This window comes from Paenibacillus sp. FSL A5-0031 (assembly GCF_001956295.1).
Classification (GTDB): Bacteria; Bacillota; Bacilli; order Paenibacillales; family Paenibacillaceae; genus Pristimantibacillus.
Window position 1 is genome coordinate 1 of the sequence record NZ_MRTD01000020.1, and the last position, 26991, is coordinate 26991.

Genomic DNA, 26991 nt, shown 5'->3' on the forward strand with positions numbered 1-26991 from the left:
GTTTTCAAATGAAAGGACTTCAAATTCCACTGTATAGTGGAGCTTGAGGTCCTTTTTCTCGATGAAAATAAGTTCTAAGTAGTGCTCAAAAAATCGCAAAATGACTTTTGAGACAGCCCCTTTATTTCATTCCTATTAGTTCAAGAAAAATTGAATCGTACGATCCGACGAACCCGGCAAATGCTCATGCCCGAAGTCCGGATAGATGGCTAACTGCTTAGGAGAAGTTATTTTGTTATAAGCTGCAAACTGTGTGGAAGGCGGACAAATGGTGTCCATGAGGCCAACAAACATCAATACTTCGCCGCGAATGCGGTTTGCAAGAAATTGAAGATCGATATAACCCAGCTTCTCAAAAATTTCATCCTCGCGCTCATGCAGCGGATCAAAATAACGGAAGAAGGTACGAAGCTCCTGATACGCGTCCTTCGCCAAATCCATCTCCCACGTGCGTTTATAATCGCAAAGGAATGGGAAAACAGGAGCTAGCTTCTTTACTCTCGGTTCAAGCGCCGCACAAGCAATCGTAAGCGCTCCGCCCTGCGAACCGCCAGCTGCATAAACACGTTCTGGATCAACCTCAGGCAAGCCCAGTGCGATGCCCGCCAATTGTGCAGTATCCAAATAGATATGACGGAACAACAGATTGTCCGGATGATCATCTAATCCCCGAATAATATGACCCTGATGTGTATTTCCCTTCACATTGCCGGAATCCTCAGACTCCCCGCCTTGACCACGGCAATCCATAGCTAGAACGGAGAAGCCTAATGAGGCATAAGCCAGCTTGTCACTCCAATCGCCTGCATTTCCCGTATAGCCATGGAATAATACGACAGCCGGATGCGGCTCTGCCATATGTTTTGGCCGAACATATTTGGCATGGATACGAGCCCCGCGAACGCCCGTAAAGTAGAGATCAAAGCATTCCGCGTTCGGAGTCTGGAATGAGCTTGGAACGAGCTTAATTTGCGGATCTACAGCACGCATCTCAGAGATCGCACGATCCCAATAAGCATCAAAATCAGCTGGGCGAGGATTAATTCCTTGGTACTCTTTTAACTTCTCAAGCGGCATGTCTACTACTGGCATTTACACTCATTCCTCTCAAATATAATCGATTTATTAAAGTAGGCGTTTAGCGTATGGTAGCATACGAATGACACCTGCAACAACACAAAAAAGCGACCTCGAAAGGCCGCCTGCAAAAGCTTTGATTAAAGCAATATCTTTATTCTCACTCTGTAATTAATTCATAAGCGGAAATTCCTTTAATTCTCCGCGACACAAGAATGGAAACAACGTAAGACAACATAACAATTCCGAAACAAAGCACAATAACAAGAGGCAATTTAATAATGAACTGAACGTTGTGAATTCCCGCTCCAGAGAGCAGCAAGGTCAGCATGGAATTGGTATAAAGGCTGCCCAGCACACCGCCAATAACAACCCCTATAATGACAATTGGTACAAAGCTGAGCATGATTTGCGTCATTAGCTGGCTCGTCGTATATCCTGTTGCTTTAAATATTCCGAGCTCCCTCTTGCGCTTGAGAATCATCGTTTTAATAACAAGATAAAGAATGAGAACGACCACCAATACAGTAATCGCGAGAACAAGCACCATAACAGCAAACACCGCGGAAATATAGACGCTGCTTTGGCTGTTTATCGTCTCATCTACATCAACGAATTCCTCTACTGAGCTTCCGTATTGTACTTTACTATTTTTGATAAAGCTCGCATTATCGACACCATTTAAATAAACGTTGAGCATCTTGGCTGTATAATCCGGAATGAGGTGCCGAACACCTTCCAAAGTGACAGATGAAATTTGCCCCATATTGCTAATAGACTGACTCAGACCGGTAATTAAAAAAGAATAACTTCCTTCCCCTATATCTACTTTGACCGTATCGCCTATGTTTTTTTCAAGCAGCTGCGATACTGCCCACGAAACGACAATTTCGTTATCGTATTGCGGATATCGTCCCTCATACACCATTTGGTTTTCCAACCCGCTGTAATCATCCGAAATCGTCATAGCAAACGGTTTATCGTCAACTTTCGCTATTAAATAGTCCAGCAATACCGTTTTTTCAACACCATCCATTTGCTTAATGGATGCAAACAGCGCCTCACTATCTACGTCCTCTTTAGCCTGAACATTGACATTCGAGGTTTCTGCACCAACGAGGTGAATAAACGCTGTTTTATCTGTTGCTATATTGTAATAAAGAACGATAGCAAAAACAGAGGCAAAGGTAACGGCGGCAACGATAAAAGTGATCATAATGTTCTGCCTGATGTTCATCACGATGGTTTTGCAAGCAAGCACAAAGCTTAATCCACCCTTGGCTTGATCTAGAGGGAAACGGTTTTTCTTAAAGCTATGTGTCACAATGCCTCCCCGCAGCGCCGCTATTGGATGCAGCTTTCTAATACGAATTGAAGCGAGAAGGGTTACAGTTACGACCAGTACAACTACAATTAGAATACTGGCTAGATTAATTACAGCATTAAAGCTTTGATTCCATAGCAGTCCAGACAGCGTAGAAATAATGCCTCCGAATACAGGCATAACGGTGTAAGTGACCGCCACCCCCATAATGCTTGCCAATAAGGTAATAATCATAAACTGCATCATAATAGATAAAATAATTTGCTGGCTCGTATAGCCCACTGCTTTCAGAACACCAATATTAACAAGGCCATCCTCAATACTATTAGTGACACGGAACTTAATAACAAGCAATGACACCACAACAATAACCGCCGCAAAAGCAACCATAATCATAGCGACCAGATTGATCGTCATCGTACTTATGCCCTTCATCGTCATAACGTCTAATGAAGAATAAAAGGAGCTTGCCTCATTATGGGAAAAGGGAAATTGCTCTTCGTAATCTTTAAGCAGTTGAATCGATTGCTCGCTGTTTTTTAACTTGGCAGATATGAAGGTGCCTTCCTCTTTGGGGCTGAGCTGGCTGAGCAGCTGCTCATATTCCGTATCCGGCAAAAAATATTTCATCAGCGTTATGTTGGTGGTGCCAAGCATCGTTGTCTCAAAAAAACCTGCAACCCGGTAACGATATTCCTTGTCCTGATAGGTAAAGACGAAGCTGTCAGCCAGCTTATACCCGCCGCTTACTTTAAAGCTGTAAGGGAGGTATATATCCGGCTCAGAGCTCAAGGCTATATGCTCAATTAGTTTTAATGGCGCAATCGTGCGGTCAGTATCCGCATTAAGGATAACAGCGCCATGGCTCATGTCACTATCCCCATAACGAAATTTGGCTGAACTCATCAACACGATGTTTTCGAGCTCAAACTCACTCACATCAGAATAGTTTTTCAAAAAGTCGCCCTTGGCATTTGTATAGCTTGCACTGTCCGTGATGATGTTCAAGTGAGGATCTTGTAGTTCCGCCACCTTATCATCAAAAAACGTATTGATTTTGAAAATAACCGTCATTCCCACATTAAGCAGCAGCGCTGCGATAAATATCAAAATAAAAAGGGAAAATGCCGCGCTTTTGCCTTTTCTGATGTTGGCCCAGGCTAGGTTGACAATGTTCATCTCACCACCCCATTTCAGCCAAAAAAGCTTTTAGCTGCTCATGCCGTTTATGGTTGTTTTCCACATGGAACGGACTAAGCTGCAAATCCCCGAAAATAACGCCATCACGCAGGTAAAGTATTCTATTCCCTCTTAACGCGGTTTTCATATCATGTGTAACCATAACAATGCTTTGTCCGCTCTTATTAACCTCCGTCATGACATCCAGCACACTGTCGCTTGCAGCGGAATTAAGCGCGCCGGTTGGTTCATCTGCAAACACAATTTTGGGATCATTGATCAACGCGCGCACGATGCCAGCACGCTGCGCCTCTCCTCCGGAGAGCTGCTCCGGAAATTTGCCCCATGAGGTTTCATTTAATCCCACTTGGGCAAGCAGTTTTTTTGCTTTGGCTACGATAGCCCGCTTGTTTTTGCTAACAAGCAGACCGCTTGCCAGCGCATTATCCAGCACGCTCATATTGTCGAGCAAATAAACCTTTTGGAATACAAAGCCGCAATTGTTCCTTCGAAAAATCGCCAGCTGATCGTTATTTAGCTTCGAAATCTTTTTCTCCTCAAAATAGATTTCGCCTAATGTCGGTTTATCCATTCCAGAAAGCGCATAGAGCAGGGTCGATTTGCCCGAGCCCGAGCTTCCCATAATAACGGTAAAGTCACCCTCCATTAAACTAATGTCGAGGTTTTTTAGCACATGCTGCTGATTTCCCCCGCTTGAGAACGTTTTGCACAATTTTTCGGTTCTTAACATTTGGCTTGGCATAATTTAAATCTCCTTTATCCTGCAGTTGTATGATTGCTTCGCTCTAGCCCCAAGCAAAAAAGACTGTAATGTAGCTTACAGTCCTATCATACAAAACCAATTCTTAGTTAAGCTTTGTTCAATTCTTAGCCAATTCTTAATTCTTTAAGCTAACTTAATTTTTAACGTTACACTAAAACCATCTTCACGGTTATGGCAAGTTATATCGCCCTGCATGCTTTGCATCAAGTACTCGGATATGTATAGCCCAAGCCCTGATCCACTTCGTCCCTCTGCATTATTTCCTCGATAAAATTTATTGAACAAGAGCGGCAACTCGTCCGGATGAATACCTTTTCCATAATCCATAATGCTTATTTCTAAATAGGTGTGTTTTATTGCGGATAAAATGGTAACTGAGGTGCCCGCATACTTATAAGAATTGCTCAAAATATTATCAAATACCTGCTGTAAACGCGATACATCCGTTAAGATTAGGCATGCAGGAACAGGCGCAAAGCTGATTTGATCATCATAATTCACGTTAGCGATAATACCGTTTAAAACGCTGCTTTCTTCCTCCGTCACCGTTACTTTCAACTCATTAAGTTCCTCTAAAGTCGCCGTAAACATATCGCTCACCAATAGGTTAATCTGCTCTGCCTTTGAATAAATCGTCGTTAATTGCTTCGTTACTTTCTCATCGTCAGCTCGAAGCAGCATCAATTCGCTCACCGCTTTAATCGAGGCGACTGGTGTCTTAATGTCATGACTTAAGCTGGCTACAAGCTCCTTCTTGCTGCGGTTTGCCTCATATTCACTTTGCCTTGCTAGAGCCAGTTCCTCGCGCATAATGTCGAAGCTTTCTGTAAAAGCGCCAAACGGGTTGTTTTGACTCATTTTCAAAGGAATATCCAGATTCCCTCTCGCCACGTTAACTGCAAAGCTTTGCAGCTTATGAAATGGTTTGAAAACCTTATAATTTAAAAACAAAACATAGATGACACTTAGCATTGCAAACATGGTAAAAGTGATAAAGAGCACGATAATAAGCTGCCGTTTCATTTGCTGAATTACTTTTTTATCATCGTTTAGCACAATAAGCTTGCCAACTAAAGTACCCTCTACCACGACATCTGTTATCGTATCTCTGTTTTTAATTGCTTCATTAATGGTAGGAGATTGCCCCTCGAATGTTTGAAAGCGTACTTGGCCATGAGTATCGATAACGCTGAATGGCTGCTTTATCGTGCTGAAATCCGCTTGATCGATTTGCCCCCAGTGGCTCTCAAGCTTTTTTAACACCTCATTTATAGCTACCATATCCACTTCGGTATCCGTCTTGCTATTCATAACGAGCCAAGAAGCTGCACTTCCTGTTGCAAATACAAAGAGGATAGTGATGAACAGCCATTTAATTCTCATAACTGTTATCTTCCAGGACGTATCCCGTCCCCCATACCGTTTTAATATATTGCGGCTGGTTGGGATTCGGTTCGACTTTCTCGCGCAAGTGGCGAATATGTACATTAAGAGTTCCATCTCCGGCAAAGGAGTCACCCCATACCTTGTCAAACAACTCTTCTTTTGAAACGACTCTGTTTTTATTTTTCGCCAAGTAACAGAGCAATTTAAATTCCATCGTTTTGAGCTTCATATCTACACCGTTCACACGAACGCGGCAAAGATTGCAATCAATTTTTACTTCACCAAACTCCAGCATTTCGGAGGGGCTTTGATTCCCGTATCTTTTGAGGACAGCCTTCACTTTAGCAAGCAGCACACTAAGCGTATAAGGCTTCTGTATATAATCGTCGCCGCCTATGTTAAGGGCTATAAGAATATCGTTATCACTAGACCGAGCGCTAATAAACAGAATCGGAATTTTTGTCGTTTGTCTGAGCTTCTTGCACAAATCAAACCCAGAAGTATGACCAAGATTAATGTCGAGCAGGATAAGCGACGTTTCATTTTCCCGTAAAAAGAGCTCACATTCCTCCGCACTTGTCACGTACGCTGATTTGACCTCAAACATATTAAAATATTCACTCGTCGTTTCTGCAAGAACCGTCTCGTCATCCACAATTAAGCAATCATAGTTCATATGCGTTCTCCGTTAGTTGATAGAATAGTAAACATTAGTCACTTCCATAATATACTATGAAAAAGGAAGTTTAAACGTAAATAAACCAAAAACACCCTATCGCGCAGCACGCAAGCGGCTCCTCGTTAGGGTGTTTTAATGTTCGTTGATTATAATATTACTGATATTCACGTTGTATAATCGATACATTTTCCTTGTGGCAATATTCCGTAAAGGTGGATAAGAAGGCATGCTCACGGTAAAGCGCAGCAAGAGCAGTCTCGTTATTTGCCATAACTGCCTCACAAAGGCGGTTTAAATAATCCGATGCCCTAGCCAAACGTCTCTTCATCTCTGACGAGTCGGCTGTCGCTTTTCCGTGACCCGGTATAAGCAAGTGAACCGAATGCGTTGCAAAGATACGGCCAGCCTTCTCAAGGGTATGATTATACGCCTTCGCACTTTGATAAATAAAAGGCAGCTCGAAATCGGATAAATAATCTCCTGCAATCATGATTCCTAACGGCTCCACGATCGTTATTAATCCATCCTCCGTATGACCCGGCGCAAAATAGAAAGTCATTGTCGTATCTCCTACGTGCAGCTGTTGTCCATCCTCTTTAATTATGATATCAAGGTTTGGGAATGCGATAGGATAATTTCTTACAATATAGTTTTTACGATCAAACTCTCGAATCATTTCAAGCTTCTCTTCTTTTTGCGGATGATTCTGCAGCCCGGTACTGCCAATGGTTGTGGCATTAGGGAACGCTTGATAACCAATAATATGATCGAAATCTCCGTGAGTAAATAATAGATACAGAGCTCGATCACCTTTGATCTCATTTACATACTCTTTTATCGCCTCAACTTCTCCCGCAAGCCAGTTCGGATCTACGATGAGTACCATTTCCTCCGTCTGAATGACCGTCGCTGTCGTTTGATATAACTCACTTTGGAACACGGTTACCTGTTCATTTTTGTATTGAATCAAAAGTATCTCTCCTTTAGGTCTCGCCGAGAAGCTTCTTAAACGAAGCTTCTATTTCATCTTGGTCAAGCGATCCGATAATGTAATCAATGATTTCCCCGTCCGTATTCACAAAGCACAGAGCTGGGAAGCCATCTCCACCATAGTACTTGTATACATCCCCCGTTTTATCCAGGAGGACCGGGTATGTAATTTGATGCTGCTCCACATAGTTTTTTACCTCTGATAATTCATCACGATTCGTAACATTTATACCGTATACATTAATTTTATCCTTATACTTTTCATGCAAAGCGACCATTTTTGGGGCATCCTCATTACAATAAGGGCACCATGAAGTAAAGATGGATAAAACCGTTGGTTTCTCCGCAAAATCAACCGCCACTTCTTCCCCTGTACTGAGCTCCGACAAGGCGATACTGGATAATTCGGTTTTGAGTTTGTTGAGATAGCTATACCCAAGATAGACCATCAAGCTAAACGCCGCAACAATAATTGTGCCTGTCGTTATTTTAACTATTTTGTTCATTTACACATGTTCCTTCCATTGATCATAGGGCTGTTGGTTTAAAGTGGATATTCAGTCTATCTTACGATGATTTTCACATGCAATCTACTTTTTTTCTACACGAGCAACATAAGACAATACAAAAGTGCTGCCCTCTTTTTTAAAAAAGAGAGACAGCACGATATTCGTTGCCTTATAAGACATCCTTCAACTGACCGCGACTGTGGCCGTCTAACTTCTTCCAATCACGAACCTCGCATCTTTTGCCGTTGATGTCAGTAAGAATAATGCGATTATCACTCGGGTATTGCATATGCTCATGCAAGTTTCGCATGACGATGCGGGTCGGTCCCAAATTCGTTTGCAGCTCCCAAATCCACATGTCGGCTTTTTGCTTAATGGAATCAATATGAGTTACAAGCGGAAGGAAATACCGAAGCTTCAGCTCTTTATCCATTTCGGTTCGGCTTTCTTTATCAAGCTGCTCAATATCCTGAATAACGCCGATTTCTTCACTCTTGGCATCACGGACGGATATATACTGGGTCGTGTATTGGAAAGGAAATATACGAAAGAGTGTGATTTCCCCATAAGCCTTTCCTTCTACAACGCCTTGAAAAACGCCGCCTTGGCTGCGGGAAAATGAGACCGCATTGGGTTCCAATAGATTAATCTCAAAAGGGTCCTTCGTGTTTATTTCAACACCAATATCATTGGAATCAATCATGCATTTTCTACCCCCTTGATCTTGGACATTTCCTTTTGCGCCTCAACCAGCTTGTAGTATGCACCCTCGGAAGCCAGAAGCTCCTCATGTGTTCCTACTTCAACAATTTTGCCGTGATCCAGCACGACAAGCCGATCTGCATTGCGCAAAGTCGACAATCGATGGGCAATCGCAAACGTTGTTCTTCCTTTCACCAGACGCGATATCGCTTCTTGAATTTGACGCTCCGTCACCGTATCTACGGAGGCCGTTGCTTCGTCCAGAATGAGAATTCGCGGATCATGAATAATGGCACGAGCAATAGATACTCGCTGCTTTTCTCCACCAGACAGCTTATGGCCGCGTTCACCTACTCTCGTGTCGTAACCATCCGGCAGCTGAACGATGAAATCATGTGCATTAGCGATTTTAGCTGCGCGCATAATTTCCAGCTCTGTAGCGTCCGGTTTAGAGTAAGCAATATTTTCTGCTATCGTCCCGTCAAACAGAAACGTCTCCTGCAGCACGACGCCAATCTGCTTGCGCAGGTCGTTCTGACTAATATTGCGGATGTTCGTGCCGTCGATCGTAATCGTACCCTCATCCGAATCATAGAATCGGCAGATCATGTTAATAAACGTCGATTTTCCGGCACCGGAATGTCCGACTAATCCGATCATCTCGCCTGCGGCTACCTTTAAGTCTACGCTTTTGAGCACAGGGTGATGCTTTTCGTATCCATAAGTCACCTTTTTGAATTCAACCTCGCCTTTTACGCGGCCAATCTGTGCTGGGTTTACAGTATCGGGTACATCAGACGGGGTATCCATAATTTCAAATACGCGGTCAGCTGCCGAAATCGCATGCGTTGCCCAGTTGATCATTTGGCTTACCCACTGCAATGGTCCAAGAAGCATACCCAAATAGGTAACTAGAGCGATCAAGGTACCGATAGATAGATTGCCCTGAAGCACGGTTTTGCCGCCAAAATACCAAATCAATAAGGTACCTGCTCCAGCGACTAAAGCGAAGATGGGGAACATACCCTGCCACAAACCTTCAATTCGAATATTATGCCGAACGAGCTCCTTATTCGCTGCCGTATAACGTGACATTTCCGTCTTTTCCTGACCAAATGCTTTAACCACACGAATACCTTGCAAAGAATCGCCAACTAAAGCATTTAATCTGAAAATAGACCTCCACTGCTGATACCACCGCCGACCGATCATCGGCCATAATACACTGGACAAAATTATCATAAGCGGCATAGGCAGCATGGCGAGCAGCGTTAATTTCCAATCAAAGCTAAACATAATGATGAAGATCGCAATGACACGCAGTGACTCACCCGAGACCCAGATGACACCATCGGTCATAAATTGCCTCATCGCCTCTGAATCATTGTTTACCCGTCCAATGAACTGCGAGGATTGTCTTCGGTCAAAGAAGGATAACGACAATCTCATCAAGGCATTATAGACATCGTGTCGAAGATCGCCCATTAATTTGGAACCGATCCACACGCCAATAATACCGCGCACGGTCTGCATGAGGGTGACTACCAGCGAGGTCGCTGCAAGGCCGATAACAATCCACAAAAGCGTGGTGCCCATATCCTTCGGAGTCAGCACATCATCCACAATCATTTTGGTCAAAAATGGCGGGATAAGCTCAACCAATGTTGTGAAAATCAACATAATCGCTGCCGCAACCATTTGCAGCTTGTAAGGCTTCGCGTAGCTCAGCATTCGAAACAGAACCTTGCCGTTGTTTTTACAAACGGGGCAAGCTTGAGAATCGTCCGGCAGTGGATTGCGGCATTTTGGACAGTTTCTCGGGAATTCTTTCTCAGAAACCGTTGGCCGCTCTTCGCCTTTTGCCACTGCACCCATTAATTTAGATGCGTATCCAAATATAGAAGTAAGCGATGCTGTGTAGCGTATAAGGATAATCGGACCGTTCTTGGTATCCGCTAGCAATGAGCCGCCGCCTACTCCGCCAACAGCCCGGGCATCTGTAATATCCGAAAATGCGAGTTTAGTCACCATCATCCCATCCGAACTCCACACCGATACTTCCTTTTCAGTCAGTACCAGCCATTCTTCCCCAAACTGACCATCATTCATTAAATCTGATACGGCATGAAACAGCGTTTTCTCTCTAAGTTGTGCTTCTATCGCCTTAGGAAGCTTATTAATAAAGGTCATATTCTTCCCCCCTTTCGTTACCACCCTATTTACTCACATATCTCCATATGGGTAAAGATGGAAAATGACTATAGCTGTTTATTACTGCTCATTTCCTCTGCATCGTTGCGTCTCTCCCTTTTGCTTTCACATTTTGAGAAAGAAAAACCAAAACCCCACAACCTCTTTCGGTTGTAGGGTTTTGATATTGTTTAGGTGTGCTGCATTGTTCCCTATATTGACTTTAGCTTCATACTCTTAATCTTATGCATTAATTCACAGTAATAATTAGAGGATCGCCAGCTTCCTTTTGACCTTCTTTTGCAATGATTCTAATAATTTGACCTGCAATTAAATGATTGGACCTAATATCAAGCGAGAAAGTGCCATCACTCTTAACCCAATCCACTCCAATTACTTCATTGTTCTCATCGACAAGCAGAATAGTTGTAAGAATATGGTTAACTACTGCCATCCCGTCATAAGTTCCCTGAATATTTGAGGATTGAGCATTAACCGTACTTGTGACGACAGGTACATTTGATTTTGGAGCAGATTGTATGGTGATATAGTAAGGATCACTTGGCAATTTACCTGGCTCGTCAGTAATGACATAAATTCGGTCTCCACCCCGAAGAATAGTATAGACTAATCCAATGGACCAACGTCCAGTATTCATGTCGGGATAAGAGCCTGAATTGATTTGGCGACCATCTTCATGGAATAATTTTATTAATGCAGTTGTAGCTGCAGTACCCTTTATTTCATTTGTATATCCGTAGATCTGATTATTAATCACAGGCAGGCTAGATTTTTCAATTGGTGCCGTTGTAGTAAGGACAAGTTCTTCACTTATTAATTTACCTCTTGCATCGGATCTAATGATCAGTTTAGCTCCAGGTAACAATGGAGGATAGGTTGGCAGAACGAAGGTAAACTCACCTAGCTGGTTAGCTGGAACACTGTAATAAAGCTTACCGTCTTCATAATATAAGTATACCGTTGCATAAGGATCCGTTATTCCAGACAATTTATAATCTGCATCCGCGTAAATGGGCACGGTAATAACAGGAACAGACGTAATTTCCGTTGGAGCAATCGCAGTAAAAATAAATGGAGCACTTTCTTTCATCTCTGGAGCAATTGCAGTCAATTGGTATTGTGCATTTGGAATTAAATCTAGTTCCCAGAAAGTCATCGATCCTTCTGGAAGGAGGTACCCCTCTGAAATAATGGTACCATTCATGTCTTTCAAAAATAGTTTTACTTGCGGACTAGATACAACAGTCGCATGAATATAAGTAAAATCACTGAAAACTTCGCCAATTACTTTAGGAGTAGCTGTAATTGGCCTATTTTCGACGACTACAGATGCAAGCTCGCTAATGATTTTTTCATACCCTTTAGCGGATAAATATAACGTTTCCCCAGCAATTGGCGGTGATGATAATCGAATGCTAAATTTATTTCCGTAGTACTCCTCGCTTGCTTGCCCTTCACCAATAACCGTTCCATCGGATCGTTTAACGACAATGAGGGACTTAGCTTCTGCTGTACCTTTAATATATAGGGCATCCTCATAGATTATCCCCTCTATTTTAGGGGGAGTTGTCACAACCGTGGGTGCTATAACTGTAATGTAGGTAGGGTCACTCTTTCTCTTTCCATCAGCCTGCGCGTACACTTTTAATTTTTCCCCGACAGCTAATACACTACCATCAAATAGATACACACTAAAATCGTTGCCTAAGTGGTTGTAAAACTGACCAATCAACGTTTCATCCATTCTTGTTACAGTAATTCGGTTGGACCAGTCTTCAAGCGAACCTTTAATAAATTTAGTATCATCGTAAACGACACTTGTAATACTTGGAGACTTGGTCTTCGGTCTTTCTACAACATTGACCAAGAACCGCTCACTTTCCCACCCTCCGTCGGAATAGAGAGTAACAAACAGTTTATCATTCCCGCTCAGTATCAAGCCTGGATTATAATCAAACAGATTAAAGCCAAAAGTATTATTAAACTTCAATTGACCTGTTTTAAGTTCCGTCCCGTTCTCCAATTCCACTTTCACATAGAATCTCTCTTTTAAAAATTGGACACTTCCACTTAGATATCCAATATCCGAGAATGTTGTCTCATTTATTGATGGCAATGGAGCGTCTTCCTCAATAATGATATCCGGAATCTCCAGAGTTTGTCCCGCTTCTACAGTGAATTCATCAGTGTAATATTTGGTTAGGCCAATATAGATATTAATAACATAAGTACCTGAAGATACATTGTTGAACGTATAACTACCGGTTTTATTTGTTATGCTTTTATAGATTCCTGTCGTTTCATTAACTCCTGTTAAATGAATTAACATTTCATTTATAGGCAATGGCTTCGTCCCGTTATATTTCAAATAGTATAATGAGCCTTTTACAATTGTAGTTGATTTGGCGACGGTAAAGGCTTGAGCTTCCACAACGTTTGCGTTCTTATAAGATAGGGAATACACAACTACTTGATCTTGATCAACGCTGCCAATAGATGGGATAGTTAATTTAACCGTTGTTTTGTTCTCCAATAATTTAACCAGACTAATGTCCACTCTCTGAAAAGCTCCATTATTGATTTTTCTTGACACGATAAAATCCGATGCGTTAGGAGTATCTGTTAAGCTCTTATTGAACAAAACATCAATACTTCCATTAGCGGCAACTATGGAAGCAACCGATAAAGTAGGAGTTTCGGGCTCTGGACTCCCACCATCACCGCCAGGAAGGCCTCCACCTCCACCTCCACCGCCGCCAGGCAAAGGAATAGTTGGCTTCTTCACGTCTGGTAATACAGATTCCTTTGCATCTTCAGAAAGTATAACCTTATTTATTTGGCCATCTCCTGAAACCGTCGAAGTGCTTTTTAAATCAAGTGTCTGGACAGTTACGCCCTTATTCAAGACGATACTTGGAATAATTAATTTCTCTTTAATAAACAAGCTATTTATAGTTCCAGAAAGAACAGTTAATGCATTGAGACTAGCATTCACGTTGATATCGTTAAAGTCGCCCGCAATTGATATATTCCTCGATTTATTTTCTTTCGTTTCAGGGAGAACATGCAGATTAACAAAACCCTCTCCCGAAACATTCTGTTCTTCTATAATTGCGCTAGATAAAATTTGTGTGAGTTGAATCCTTGTTGTTCCCTCTGCCACAACTCTGACAACTGATTCTGGCTTATTTACAGACACCGTTCCTAACTGGCTATTTTTGATATGAATACTATTTGACCCGCCGCCTTCAATACGAGTCATACCATCAACTTTAACCTGGTCTATATAAGCGTTGCCATCACCGATTTCTTTAGAAAAGATGAGGTCTCCCATAATATGCATGTTCTTAAGAGTGACATCAGATGATTGGATGAGTACATCACTATGAACAATATTTAAAGAAGATTCACCAAAGACACCGGGTTTGTTATAAATGACCGTACTTGAGCTAAGTGCTTTCTTAATAGCTACGACAGATTCTGCACGAGTCATTTGGCGCTGAGGTTGAAACGTTCCGTCTGAATAATTACTCATAATACCTTTATCTAAAATATTATGGATAGCCGATCTGCTCCAAGAAGGTATGCGGTTCGAGTCTTTTAGGGGAGTTAGGTTTGTTGCACCTTTATCGTTGAGTTTTAAAATCTTTGATAGTATTACAGCAGTTTCTTGTCTTGTTATCTGTTTGTTAGGGCGAAATGTATTGTCTTCAAATCCGTTAATATATTCTTGTGCAATAGCTTTTTGTACATCTATGTATACCCAGTCTGTCTGCTTTAAATCTTTAAAGCTAATAGTGCTTTTATCCGAATATTTGAATACCCTGTTTACAAGTGCCACAAACTCGCCTCTAGATATTACGTTATCCGGTCGAAATGTTTGATCTGGATAACCTGTTATTAATCCTTTATCAAGCCATTCTTGTATATCCGCTTCAGCCCCATGTCCCTTAATATCTTTGATTTGGTCCGTATTACCGTAAATATTTCCAAATGGAATGAGGAAAAATAACATCATAATTAAACAACTATTTTTAAAGCTTTGTTTGTAAAACAATTGATTTTTTCACTCCCTCATAAAGTTGTAATCAAACGATCTTTTGAATCATTTCCAATAAATTATTCGATTTAAACCTTCTCTTAAAAACTACTCTTAATTGACATTTAATAAAAAAAATCAATTAATATTATAAAATAAATTATATTTTCTTTTACCAATTATATCAATTTAATTTTTAAAAAATGGAAATAATTATATTGATATACTTAGAGGGATTAGCCCTCCTCAATAGGCGCGGACAAAACGATAATTAGAAAAGAAGCCCGTAATTCGGTGATTTACATACTCACCGTCATTACGGGCTTCTTTGTTATTGAATTTAGGATGGCAAAATAACAAGATAAAAGTATTCTAACTCACTTGCGTCAAATTCGCGCTTGCCAAGAGCTCTTTAAAAGAGGTTATCTGCGGCTCCTTAGATCCGTAATAGAATGGGTTCGTAAAGGCGAGCAGCATTCCTGCTTCATCGCGAATATCATAGCGATACCAGTTATACGCGCCTTCTTCCCAAGGTATATTCCATTCCAGCGCCACTGGCGCTACTCCCGCAGCCGCCGCAGAAACTTCCTTCACGGATTCAGCAATACCGTTGTGAATTAAGGTTACTCGAGCGAACACATCACTCGCTACACTTAATGTGCAGTTTACTTCATGGGATACAGTCTCGCTTTTCCCCAAACTAAACGCATCAGACAAATCACAGCCGAATCGGTAATCGTGACCACTGACTTGAATCGACGCTTCAATCACGGGTCCGCGCGACACATAAACATGACCATTTTTTACGCCTTCTAATACGTTGTCGGCACTCAAATCATCACACCACACATACGTGGAAGGGTCGCCAATTAAAGAAGGAATAGGGCTATCTTCATATTTATCTGTAGGCAGCATGTGAGAGTCAGAACCGCCAATGCCCGTAATACGATATCCTTCATTCCAGCTTGCCGTCCATAGCTGCAATGCCTTCTCTGTAGCGACAGTGTTCGGAGAAAAGGTTGGATCATTCCATATTTCCATGGAGTGTAATCCCTTTAGCTGCGTCTCCCCATATAGCCATGCCCAAGGTGCCAGCATCGGATGATTTATGGAGCAGACCGCTCCTAGCTCTGCTGCTTCCTTCATCAATCGGTCCATTCCCTGCTGCGTCGTCAAGCCACCGTCTTGTGCAGTCGCTCTCCAATCAATCCATTTCCTTAGACCAAGTGCATTCCAATGCCCGTCACCAGCTGTGACCTCCACGCCGGGAATGACAAGTGCATCTCCTTTCGCCCATGATGTAGACAGTACATTGTGATCCGTCGCTACAAAGAAATCCAGACCCTGCTTCACCGCTTGCTCACGGTTCATTAGCTGCGTCATTTTGCCATCGGACAATATGGTATGCGTATGGAAATCGCCTTTATAATAGCGGCTCCCCATCTTCCACACCTTCGCCCAGTCGTATTTGTCCATCGTGACGCCAGCATTCAAATTGCCAGTGCTCCAATATTCGCGCTCACCCTGCATCTGTGTTGATTCATATTCTGCCGGCAGAGCGCCATATCCAAGCTCCCATTCTGCTTCGAACATTCTGCCCTCTTCATTTGAAACCTCAAGCGTCCATATGCCTTGAACGATGGGACCGGGCATCGCTATGGGACTCGTAAATTCTACCTGTTTATGAACGACGATCAGCCGCTCGTTTCCACCATCTAGGAAGCAGAAGCGAATATTGTTCTCCGCATCGAATAAATGCAATCTTCCCCATGAATTTTCCTTCTCATACGTAAAGCGAATCGCAAGCCAGTCGTACTCTTCTTCAACCGCAATCGGAAAATAGCTGTTATTCTGCTCCAGCTTAACGGAAATTTGTCCCTTATTCATGGTTATTCACCTTCCATATCCTACTTTTATTCGTGTAATTCTGTAACTATCCATGAGTGCCTAATCCCCGATTCCGCTTAAACCCGCCTATGCGAATCATGCCAAAAATAATAATCATTAAACCTGCCCATCCAAAAATAGAAAGGGACTCACTACAATTTTAAAATAAAGCCTGCTCTCTTACTCCATTTACTCGTACCAGTAACCTTTTATTCCTTTTTCCATCCGCATAAGTGCCTCAAGGTAAAAGTAGTCTCCCCAGATCATAAAATCATCCGGCGCTGTATTGCCTCTTACATAGTAAGAGCCATGCTTTAATAACCCTTCTGCCTCTTCTCCCATCGTGGAGTAATGACGAACAAGTGAGGTCATCGACAAATTCAGCTTCCGTTCAAATTCAGCGCGATCTGGATCGTTATCATCCAGATGGCTCATTAATTCCAGCAAGCCCGCGGCTGTAATCGCAGAGGCAGAGCTGTCACGGTACGTCCCTTCCTCGACCTGAACATCAAAGTCCCAGTAAGCTACATCATCCTCTGGCAGCTTTGAGAGGAAATAGGCTGCCATCCGTTTCGCTGTATCCAAATACGCCTTATTCCCGGTGTAGCGATAAGCAAGTGCAAAGCCATAAATACCCCATGCTTGACCGCGAGCCCATGTCGATCCGTTTGTGTACCCTTGATGTGTTGCGCCGCCTAGCGCCTCACCGGTTTCTTCATTAAAAACGAAGGTATGATAGGAGCTGTCGTCACCTCGCACAAGGTAGCGGCGGCTTTGATCTGCCTGCTTAATGGCAACCTTATAATAACGCTCATCATCCGTTTGTTGATAAGCCCAAAATAACAATGGAAGATTCAAGAGGCAATCAATAATCATGCGCCCGCCATGCTTCTCGTCTCCAGCCTGTCCCCAAGCTTGAATGTATTGCCCTTTTTCTCTAAAGCGACGCAAAAGCACGTCTGCCGCCTGTAATGTCAACTCCCTTGCTTCCTCATCCCGCTCCAAAATCCACTGTGCTTGCGAGGATAAGGTGTATAAGAAACCGATGTCATGATGATCAAGCACAATATGCTCTTCTATACGATGCTTGAAGCTCTTTACCGTGAGCCGAGCAGCATCACGGTAAGCTTCATCTCCGGAATATTCGTAGCATAACCACAGCATTCCACTCCAAAATCCGTTTGTCCAATCTTCATTGTCATTGAGTTCATACTTGTCGTTGACACTGACATGCGGGAAGCGAACCCCAAAACGCTGGATGTTCTTTTTTGTCTTCTCCATTGCATCTTCAATTGCCGATTTCCACATGTCCTTCCATCCTCTCTGCTATCGATTTATCTGATCCAGCATTCTCTTCACGATAGCCGCTGCTTCCGCACGAGTCGCTAAAGCGGCAGGGTTAAACCTTTGCTGCTTGTCCCCTTGCAGCAGTCTATTATTTACCGCTGCTGCTATTTCCTTTACGCTCCATGGTGCTATATTTTGAGAATCCGTAAAAATATTAAGTTGAGCAGTATCTGCCCCGGTCATCCAGTCTGGTTGAATCTTACTCATGACGCGAGCAATCAGCACCGCCAATTCTTGGCGCGTAATGGTTTGCTCTGGCTTAAACGAGCCGTCTGCATAACCGTTCATCAGTCCAGCCTCATGCACTCGAATAATATCATTCTCGTACCAACTGCCCTGCATGTCGCTTACATCGGTGTATGTTAGATTTGAGCCTTTCACACTAAGATCCAGCATTCGAGAGATTATAGCAGCCATCTCTGCGCGAGTAATTTCCGCCTGAGGTGCGAAGGTATCTGCATTTCTTCCTTGCATAATAAACTTAGATGCCAAGTATTGTGCATCGTCCTTGACCCAGTGCTTCCCAAGATCCGCAAATGTCTTGTTTGCTTCAACCAACAGGTAGGTTTCGCCTGGCAGGCCGTCAAAGGTTGCTTCTACACCGCTCCCAACCGCTTTTAGCTTCATTGGAACTGGAACAAGCGCTTTGCGCTCCTCGTCATAACGCAGCCCCGCCAAATGAGCCGGATTTGCTTTCGTTTCTATCATCCATTTCATTTCTAGCTTTCCAGCATTAATCAAGCTGCCGTACATTCGCTGCAAGGAGTCCGCCTCCACTACAACTTGGTCTGCGATATGAACGAGTGAAGCACCTAATTTTTTGGCATGGTCTGTAATCGTTGTAACTGCGTCATCAGCAATAGGCTCCATTCCGACTCGCACACCATTTGCTTCTTGAAGATTAGCCATCTGCTTTAGTGGAAGAGTAATAAACATATTGGACCCGCTCACAATTAGCATAGCTTCACGGTTCCACTCCAGCAGCTTCGAAACGGCAGCGGAGGAGAGCTGAACGCTTTGGGCTCCATTCGGGATTGAAACTAAAATCTGCCCAGCCGCCAATTGCTCATCTGTACTGACCATTTTTAATTCGCCGCCAAGCATGCCTTGAACCCGTTCTTTTATCGTTATCTCATTTGAACCTGAACCTCCAACTGCCGGGCTCGGCGTTGGATCAGGAGTCGGTGTTGGTGTCGGATCAGGCTTTGGCGTTGGCTCCGGATCTGGTTTTACTTCCGCCGCCTCAATTACAATAGTCGCCGTCGCTTGATACCCTCCATCGACAGAAGCTGCAATAATCTCCACCTTGCCGGGCAGCACGCCTGTAACAACGGCTTGTCCATTATTAACTTGCAGCGTCGCTAAGGCACGATGCTCATCGCTCATCGTCCAAACGATTTGTTTGTTTTTTGCATGGTCTGGTTTCACAGCCGCTTCAAGCTTCACTTGCTTACCCTGCTTTAGCGTTGCTTCTGGTGGTGTAACAGTAATCTCCGTCACCTTTGCACCCTCAGATGCCTTCATCTTTACTTCCAAATATGGCGCAAACGCAGCGTTTTCTTTACTCTTGATCTGTGTATTCAAGCCTTTCACGCCTGGCTGCTCGATCAATGCTAAACTTAAACGCTGATCACGCAGCAGCTCCGCTTTTACGGTGTCTACCAGCTCGTATTCACGCCATTTATCAACCTTTTGGAAAGCAATTGTGGAGATGGCATCACCATAAGCCGGTTGATTGCCCCACACCATCTCGGTCTCTTTCCAAGAATCGTCCTCAACGCGGTGAATACCGATCAAATTAGAATCGTATTTGGCATCGCCATCATTTATTTTTCCGTAGACCTTCAGCTTTACAGACTCCATATCACCAGAGATGCTGCTGAGGTCAAACTTCATGAAGGATCGTTGTGTATATCCCTCGCCATATTCACGCACTTCAACATAATCTTTGGAGCCATTATTCACATTGGCATGATTTGCTCCACTACGAACGAAGGTATCCTCCATTACCGGAATTTTAAAGGTTTTACCTTCTTCCGGCTGCATGGCTTCCATATCGATCGTTTGGCTCGGATCAACCTTCAACGTAATCGTATGGACTTTTCCTGCGGCTCCTTGCGTATGGATTGCCAAACGAGTATACGGGAAAGTTTGTACGACCTGAATACTCGGATCTTGTGCAATGATCTGCAATCCTATTTTACCGAGGTCAACCGTTACCATTCCCTGCTTCTGTGTAGGTTCAGCAATTGCGAGGGTAAGCTCGTTTCCTTTTTCCTTAACCATCATGGAAATAGGTTTATCGGTCTTCACATACTGGAAAGCAGACGCTTCCCAGAAATTCAAACCTGTAACCTGCTGCTTCGTTTCTTTTACAGCATGAACCTTCTCCGTTTTAGCCAGTACTTGAATGTCGGGATTTGCTTCATATGCAGCTGTTTGCTCCGGCGTCTTGCCCGGGAGCAGCACATATTCATAAGTGCCAGCTGTCGGCAATATGCCATGCTCAATGGCAAGGCTTAAATAATTACGCTTCACTACATCCGCTGGGCCACCCTTATTAATTTCGCTCCATGCTCCCTCGCGCGCTTCACGTTTGCCTGTCACTTTTTCTCCCGAAGGGAATACGTATCCAATATCAGAACCGGCCGCATTGCCCTCCATATGGGCCCATTTTACATCCGTCATTTGCTCCTGCCAGCCTAAGCTTATTGGCATCTCATGACCGTTCACAATAAGCTTATTGGTACCCGCTTCGGTCAGCTGACGGTTCTCAACAATTGTTTCAGTCATGCTCGCTGTGTTGTTAACAATATCAGAGCCTAATGCAACCATTTCATCATCGAACAAGAACCATGATTTTTTCCCTTGCAAGGAGCTTCCTGTACTGCCTGCAAGCGAGAATTCCATACCTACAGCTCCATAGTAATCATCGATTACAGAACCGCCAACCCAATCCTTGCCGTTCATATAATTACCCCATTCTGCGGGCTCTCTGTAAGAACGATCTGTTGTTGTTCCTGGCAGCCTATAGCTATCAATCGTTGGCCAATAATGATCACTAAACTGCTTCAAGTCGCTATTGTACACATTTGTCATTCCGATTCCGGTGTACCAGCCCTTCTTATTCTCGCCATTGCCAAATTCAAACGCTGCAATGCGATCCGAGAACATACTGATAGAAAGCCCGAAGTCAGGACGAAGCTGAACCGCACGATCCATACCTGCGAACATTTGCGTATGCACCAGCTCGCCGCGAGGAGCAACGCTGTCATCCTGCATTAATTGCTTTAATAAATGAAGTTCATATAATGGCAATCCTTCGTAATAATTTTCGAATGTCGTGTCAGAACGTACCCATTCCTTCACCATACTTTTGGTTTCCTCTGCTATGGCTGGCGGGGCAGACTGAGCCAGTCGCAGAAGCGTCATTATAATGGAGCGCCCTGTAATATGATCAGAATCGGCAGCACGAGAAATGCTGCGACCTTTGACCGAGTCCAGAATCGCACCTTTATATAAAAGCGGTTCAAAAGAATCTTTTACCCAGTTATAAACATTGCTTGCACTCGGGTCTGAAACCGCCCACTCTGAATCTGCAAAAATATAAAATAAATCAGCCATACGTCCGAGCAATACCGCACCATAACCGCCAGTATACGCTATGCTTGTATGTTGAACGAGGGAACCATCCTCATAAAGCCCATCCCCCTTCTTCACATACAAGAACTCATCCGCAATCGAATCACGACCCTGCATGACTTTAGCGGCATGTTGACCTACAATCCCACGCAGCGTCACAACGAGTGCTTTATCAAGCAGGTTTGCTCCTGTCTCAATCGTCGCTGAATTCGCTACACGTTTTTTGGGGTCGGGCACGAACTTATCAATTGCTTCAATATATTTTGCAATTAAATCTGGCGGAATTGCATCATACATGAGCGACAGGATATTCATAATTTCCTGCGGTGTTCCGATCTCCCAATCCCACCAGTTGCCTGTAATCTTCTTGCTGGAATTGTATTGATATTTCAGCATCCATTCCATCGCCTGAATAATATCGTTTTTCAAGTCTTCATTTTCAAAAAGAGAGGAGCCTTTCATTGAATAAGCCAGCGAGAGATCTCGAATAATGCCGTACGCCCAGGAAATTCGCCACGAATCATTCTGTGTTTTGCTGATGACGTCTTCCCATAATACATCCGCATCAGCAGCTTTATTCAGCTTGTCCCATCTTCCGGTACCTTCTTTATTCGTCATTCGGTTTACTAAGGCTTCAACATTTGCAGCAAGCTCAGGATCATTCATATCAATCCCTTCTCCGCCAACCAGCTTTGCCGCCCATTTTTTGCGAAGCGTTTCATACGCTTTTTTCTGTGCTTCCGATTCTACCGTAACGAAGCTTTGTGCGGATACTCTACGATCGCTCGTCGCAGCCGTAATCACCGCCGTACCGTAATCATGAGCCGTTACCTCACCGTTTTGAACCGTTGCTACTAGCGAATTGGAGGAGCTCCAAATCAGGTCATCCATCGGTGCATTCGCAGGTGCCACAGTAGGAATCAGCTGGACCTTTTGCTCCTTATCCATGTTCACGTTTTGTGGGCTAAGCGCGATGGACGTAATATCTTTGAATGGAGTGAGCGTTACATCGTCAATCCATAGAGTTCCTGTACCCGTCTCAAAAAATATTTCAACTTTAAAGCTAGCAATTTGCGGCTTATCTGGAACCTGCAGCAGCAGTTCATAAGAGGTCCAATCCGTTGTCCCTCTTACATAAGGAAGATAAGGACCGTCTTCAATCTTTTTCCCATCAGCACCGCAATACTGCGTACGAATATATACGCCTTTACTCACATTTTCCGGCAGCACTTGATCCGTCTTCATCCAAGCCTGCAGCTTATAGGTCTGCCCTGGTGTAATCGGAACAAGCGGATCAGGAACGATGTCTGTTCTAGCAAGCTTGTCGTGCTTTACTTGCACTGATCGTGCTCCCGTGTGATAGACAGCCTCTGTAACGGATACATTCTGATTGCCTTCCATTGCGCGCCATACGCCCCAGCCCGCTGGTCTTCCTCCATCCTGCCAACCTTTATCAGGAATTAAGTCGCCTTCTTCAAAGCCGCCATTAGCAATCAAATTAACCATTGTATTCGGACTCGCAACCGCTTGATCGCCAAGTATAGGCAGCCCCGCAAACAAAAGCTGAAATGCCATACAGCATACCACTACAATTGAAATAGACCTCTTCCTGATATTCATGAATGAACCCTCTCCAATCTCCAGTTCATAATGGTATTACTTTGCAATACTTTGCACTACCCCAAATCAGGTGTATCTTGAAGCGTCACTTGCAGCGTCTTCGCTCCATGCAGCTCGAACACTACAATTTCATTTGCACCGGTACGAAGCAGCGGACCTGGAACATAAAGCGTCTTCTGCGGTCCTGCTTCCCAGTAACGTCCAAGGTTGAAACCATTTACGAATACAATTCCTTTGGTCCAGCCTTCAAGTGCCAGGAAGGTATCTGCAATATCCGACTCCTGCTCGATGTGGAAGGAGCCTTGGTAGAAGGTTGGTCCATTTATGTCTTGTACTCGCTCTTCAAAAGCAGGCGCTTGCTCAAGTTGAGCAATATTATGAAGCGGCAGCGAATGCATTGTCCAATCAAATAGAAATTGGAAGCCTAATCTCACCCCTTCAGTAATCCCTTTATAATCTCGCAAATACGGTCCATAGTTGGTTCTGCCCATATTCTCGACTAGAATACGAAGCTCTGCCCCGCCCTCCGGCACATCAAACTCGATTGGCTGTGGGTCCCAGCGCTCTATAACACCCTTATATTCTCCATCTAAAAATACGAGCGCGCGATCGTGAACCTCCTGCAAGACAAGTGAACAATTTAGTCTTGGGCCCGAAACTTTTGTTGTATATAAAATAAATCCATAATCTTGTCCGAGCTTCTCCATCGGTTCAGGGCAAGCGCGCTGCACCGGTGTCGACAGCAACGGCAGCACATCGAACAACGGCGCAACCGGCTTCATTTGAACATGGCCATATGCCATTTTGCGAACAGGCTCCGGAAGCGGCATTAACGCCGTGCCAAAATATTTTGCAATTAGCTCCCTTAACAGGACGTATTTCTCCGTAATATCCCCCCACTCCGTTAGTGGACTATCATAGTCGTAGCTCGTTACCGTCGGCTCATATTTCCCATGGTTGTTGGCTCCATTATAGAATCCGAAATTCGTACCTCCATGGAACATATAGAAGTTAACCGATCCGCCAGCATTCAGCATATCCTCAAATACTTGCACCGCTTCCTGTGCATCCCGCGTATGATGCGGCTTGTTCCAGTGATCGAACCAACCATTCCAATACTCCATGCACATAAGCGGCTTGTCCGGCTGGACTTGTTTTAAGCTGTTAAAAGCTTCCTCTGTTCTCGAACCAAAGTTTACGGTTTCAAGAACACCCGGAATCATCCCGCCCTGCAGCATAAAATCTTCCGGGCCATCTGAGGTAAACAGCAGAACGTCCATTTCGCGCGAAATCATGCTTTCCTTGATATGCTCAAGATACTTTAGATCATTGCCATAGCTGCCGTACTCATTCTCAATTTGCATTGCAATAATTGGACCGCCGTTTGTACATAACAAAGGCTTCAGCATCGGCAGTAGCACATCATAATAAGCATCTACTTTTGATAAAAATAACTCGTCATAGCAGCGTAAGCGCATTCCATCCTCAGCAAGCAGCCAAGCCGGCATGCCGCCGAACTCCCACTCCGCACAAATGTAAGGACTTGGACGTACAATGACATGCAATTCCAGCTCTGCTGCTATCTCGATAAACGCTACAATATCCGCCATTCCCGTGAAACAGAACTTACCTTCCTGCGGCTCGTGCATATTCCATGCGACATACGTTTCAACTGTATTAAAACCGCAGGCTTTCAGCTTAAGCAATCGATCCTTCCAATACCCCGGAATAACACGGAAATAATGAATCGCCCCCGACAAAATCGTTATCGGTTTATCCTCATAAAGAAATTGATTACCTTGCACTCTGAATGATGCCATGTCACTTACTCCTCTGCTCATGAACTAAATGTAGTCTACTTTGCGTTACTGCTCTGCTTTTGCATGCTCGCCAATTAGACGGTTAATTTCCTCACGCTTGCGGATATACCATTCCGTCTCACGCGGATATGCTTCAAAGGATAGTTCCTGCTCTAAGCCATCTTCGAGTAAAGCAATTACCGCTTCTCGTGAGGTACTCCGCTCTAGAAGCTCAAGCGCTCGCAGATCCTGCAATGCTTCTGTTAGCACCTCCAGCCTGATTGACTCAATTGGCCCTTCAGCACCTGGATATACGAGAAATGCATCCCCCGCTGGAAAACCGCCCCCAGCATCCGTCACTTGAAACGGATTAATTGGATACTTCGAGAACTGCGCATACCAGAAGTTATAGCCCCAATGCAAGAAACCTGCAAGCTTCAGCTTGTACAGCTGCATGCCTAATACACGATTGCGCGATGACGGCATATGGAGAAAGCGATTAGACACGAGCTTATATTGGGCGCAGCAATAATACGACCATAATCCCTCTACCCCGTGTTCAAGAAACGGCTGAATCGCATTGCTAGCCGGAATGGGATGCTTAATTAGACCACTTTCATAAAATTCATACTCTGAGAGTGCATCAATGATCGGAAATCCTTCCAAAATCGGTCCAATAAGCTCACTCGCTGCGCGATAGGTGTCCATGTCCGCAAGGTTTGGCTCATCCGACAGATGGAAATAAACCCGCTTCTCTAAACCATTTTCTTTTATAAATGACACTAACTCGTGCAAAAATAACGTAAGAAATTCGGTGTACTCTGAATCCTTGGAATCCGTATCCCAGCCAAACAGCTGCTTCTCCTGACCATCAACTGTGGCGACTACCTTCGGTGCATGCTTGGCACCCCATTGTGTAAAGAGATGAGAGAACTCAAAATATTTCACGTGGCTGCGGTCACATAGTGCAATCCAGCGCTTTAATTTTTCAAAAGTAAATCGGTAATCATCCCCCACGCATTCAACTTGAACGAGCTGCACGGTTGGGCGGTCACCCCCAATTTCCGTGTCTAACGGAGGGGTAAACAAAGGGGTCAAAATCATATTCATTCCATGTTTCACAGCGGTTTGGATGTATTGCTCAATCAAATGCCAATGGTACTCGCTAAATACGTCCGTCTTGTAGTAGGTAGCCAAGCAGTCAACATGGAACCATTCGGTATGGATAAGTGACTGCTCGGGCAGTGCTGCCGCAATTACCTCCAGCGTAAATGTTTCCTCGCCTACTTGCTCGCCGCTATCATTGATGAGATAGATACGAATATCAAATAAACCTGCTTTCGCATCCATCGGCACCTCGACAGTTATCCATAGAGAACGCCATTGGCTGGGATAACCGGTTAAACCGCGGCTTGCATCAAATGGGATTAACGCATCTGGATACAAGCCGGGCGTGCTTCTCAGCACATATTCATCCGCATCGTGATAGCTCACCATATTGGCGGGTACCAGCTCTACCGTTCGTACGGTCAATACTTGCTCAAGCTCGGACTCCACCCGAACCTGCAGCTGCCGCATAAGTACATCTGTCCGATATGCAACCTGGAACGAATAGGATTCACCAAGCAGTGCCGAGCCTCTAGTTACCGCAGCTGCAAGCAGTTCTTCATCGGCAAATACTTTGATCAATGAACTGATACATCTCGTTTCCAGCTGCAAAGCTCCATTTAACTTTTCCACTTCATATTCCCCCTACATGATCTAATAAAAAAGATAAGCCCGGTAAACTCGACTGACCTATTCGAACTTACCGGGC

15 protein-coding genes are annotated in these 26991 nt (G+C 44.0%); all 15 read right to left on the reverse strand.

Features of this window, described 5'->3' with window-relative positions; genetic code table 11:
- Positions 1 to 135: 135 nt before the first annotated feature.
- The 15 genes from BK120_RS27280 to BK120_RS27380 all read right to left on the reverse strand — a co-directional run bounded on the left by BK120_RS27280 (position 136) and on the right by BK120_RS27380 (position 26915).
- Positions 136 to 1092 carry an alpha/beta fold hydrolase gene (locus tag BK120_RS27280; RefSeq protein WP_076270672.1) on the reverse strand — a complete coding sequence of 319 codons (957 nt, stop codon included), beginning with the start codon at positions 1090 to 1092 and terminating at the stop codon, positions 136 to 138.
- Between the two features lie 145 nt (positions 1093 to 1237).
- On the reverse strand, positions 1238 to 3580 hold the full coding sequence (locus BK120_RS27285; RefSeq protein WP_076270673.1) for an FtsX-like permease family protein: 2343 nt from the start codon (positions 3578 to 3580) through the stop codon (positions 1238 to 1240).
- A gap of 1 nt (position 3581) precedes the next feature.
- Complete coding sequence (locus BK120_RS27290) at positions 3582 to 4343, reverse strand: ABC transporter ATP-binding protein (RefSeq protein WP_076270674.1); 762 nt, start codon at positions 4341 to 4343, stop codon at positions 3582 to 3584.
- A gap of 144 nt (positions 4344 to 4487) precedes the next feature.
- The gene (locus BK120_RS27295) at positions 4488 to 5747 is read right to left on the reverse strand and encodes a HAMP domain-containing sensor histidine kinase (protein WP_076270675.1); all 1260 of its coding nucleotides are present in this window, start codon (positions 5745 to 5747) and stop codon (positions 4488 to 4490) included.
- Entirely contained in the window at positions 5737 to 6426 is a 690-nt protein-coding gene (locus BK120_RS27300) for a response regulator transcription factor (protein ID WP_076270676.1), read from the reverse strand. Before BK120_RS27300 ends, BK120_RS27295 begins: the two co-directional genes overlap by 11 nt.
- Before the next feature lie 157 nt (positions 6427 to 6583).
- The gene (locus tag BK120_RS27305) at positions 6584 to 7399 is read right to left on the reverse strand and encodes an MBL fold metallo-hydrolase (RefSeq protein WP_076270677.1); all 816 of its coding nucleotides are present in this window, start codon (positions 7397 to 7399) and stop codon (positions 6584 to 6586) included.
- A gap of 13 nt (positions 7400 to 7412) precedes the next feature.
- A complete protein-coding gene (locus BK120_RS27310) occupies positions 7413 to 7925 on the reverse strand; it encodes a TlpA family protein disulfide reductase (RefSeq protein ID WP_076270678.1) in 513 nt (170 codons plus the stop codon).
- Between the two features lie 172 nt (positions 7926 to 8097).
- Positions 8098 to 8631 (reverse strand): DUF1854 domain-containing protein, encoded by a 534-nt coding sequence (locus BK120_RS27315; RefSeq protein WP_076270679.1) that lies wholly within the window; start codon positions 8629 to 8631, stop codon positions 8098 to 8100.
- Positions 8628 to 10820 (reverse strand): ABC transporter ATP-binding protein, encoded by a 2193-nt coding sequence (locus BK120_RS27320; RefSeq protein ID WP_076270680.1) that lies wholly within the window; start codon positions 10818 to 10820, stop codon positions 8628 to 8630. The genes BK120_RS27315 and BK120_RS27320 overlap by 4 nt, the downstream gene beginning before the upstream one ends.
- A gap of 250 nt (positions 10821 to 11070) precedes the next feature.
- Complete coding sequence (locus tag BK120_RS27325) at positions 11071 to 14898, reverse strand: S-layer homology domain-containing protein (protein WP_076270681.1); 3828 nt, start codon at positions 14896 to 14898, stop codon at positions 11071 to 11073.
- A 354-nt stretch (positions 14899 to 15252) separates the two neighbouring features.
- A complete protein-coding gene (locus BK120_RS27330) occupies positions 15253 to 16767 on the reverse strand; it encodes a CehA/McbA family metallohydrolase (RefSeq protein ID WP_076270682.1) in 1515 nt (504 codons plus the stop codon).
- Between the two features lie 189 nt (positions 16768 to 16956).
- A complete protein-coding gene (locus BK120_RS27335; protein ID WP_076270683.1) occupies positions 16957 to 18075 on the reverse strand; it encodes a glycoside hydrolase family 88 protein in 1119 nt (372 codons plus the stop codon).
- 18 nt (positions 18076 to 18093) lie between these two features.
- Positions 18094 to 23376 (reverse strand): polysaccharide lyase family 8 super-sandwich domain-containing protein, encoded by a 5283-nt coding sequence (locus tag BK120_RS34700; RefSeq protein ID WP_083682533.1) that lies wholly within the window; start codon positions 23374 to 23376, stop codon positions 18094 to 18096.
- Positions 23377 to 23432: 56 nt separating this feature from the next.
- Positions 23433 to 25196, reverse strand: coding sequence for a glycoside hydrolase family 35 protein (locus BK120_RS27375; protein ID WP_076270684.1), 1764 nt, complete (start codon positions 25194 to 25196; stop codon positions 23433 to 23435).
- Positions 25197 to 25241: 45 nt separating this feature from the next.
- On the reverse strand, positions 25242 to 26915 hold the full coding sequence (locus BK120_RS27380) for a DUF4091 domain-containing protein (RefSeq protein ID WP_076270685.1): 1674 nt from the start codon (positions 26913 to 26915) through the stop codon (positions 25242 to 25244).
- Positions 26916 to 26991: the final 76 nt, after the last annotated feature.

Excerpts from the sequence above, each read along its gene's own strand:
- BK120_RS27335 (WP_076270683.1), bottom strand. The coding sequence starts at position 18,075 with ATGTGGAAATCGGCAATTGAAGATGCAATGGAGAAGACAAAAAAGAAC.
- BK120_RS27290 (WP_076270674.1), bottom strand. The coding sequence starts at position 4,343 with ATGCCAAGCCAAATGTTAAGAACCGAAAAATTGTGCAAAACGTTCTCA.
- BK120_RS27310 (WP_076270678.1), bottom strand. The coding sequence starts at position 7,925 with ATGAACAAAATAGTTAAAATAACGACAGGCACAATTATTGTTGCGGCG.
- BK120_RS27285 (WP_076270673.1), bottom strand. The coding sequence starts at position 3,580 with ATGAACATTGTCAACCTAGCCTGGGCCAACATCAGAAAAGGCAAAAGC.
- BK120_RS27320 (WP_076270680.1), bottom strand. The coding sequence starts at position 10,820 with ATGACCTTTATTAATAAGCTTCCTAAGGCGATAGAAGCACAACTTAGA.
- BK120_RS27280 (WP_076270672.1), bottom strand. The coding sequence starts at position 1,092 with ATGCCAGTAGTAGACATGCCGCTTGAGAAGTTAAAAGAGTACCAAGGA.
- BK120_RS27315 (WP_076270679.1), bottom strand. The coding sequence starts at position 8,631 with ATGATTGATTCCAATGATATTGGTGTTGAAATAAACACGAAGGACCCT.
- BK120_RS27295 (WP_076270675.1), bottom strand. The coding sequence starts at position 5,747 with ATGAGAATTAAATGGCTGTTCATCACTATCCTCTTTGTATTTGCAACA.
- BK120_RS34700 (WP_083682533.1), bottom strand. The coding sequence starts at position 23,376 with ATGAATATCAGGAAGAGGTCTATTTCAATTGTAGTGGTATGCTGTATG.
- BK120_RS27300 (WP_076270676.1), bottom strand. The coding sequence starts at position 6,426 with ATGAACTATGATTGCTTAATTGTGGATGACGAGACGGTTCTTGCAGAA.
- BK120_RS27330 (WP_076270682.1), bottom strand. The coding sequence starts at position 16,767 with ATGAATAAGGGACAAATTTCCGTTAAGCTGGAGCAGAATAACAGCTAT.
- BK120_RS27375 (WP_076270684.1), bottom strand. The coding sequence starts at position 25,196 with ATGGCATCATTCAGAGTGCAAGGTAATCAATTTCTTTATGAGGATAAA.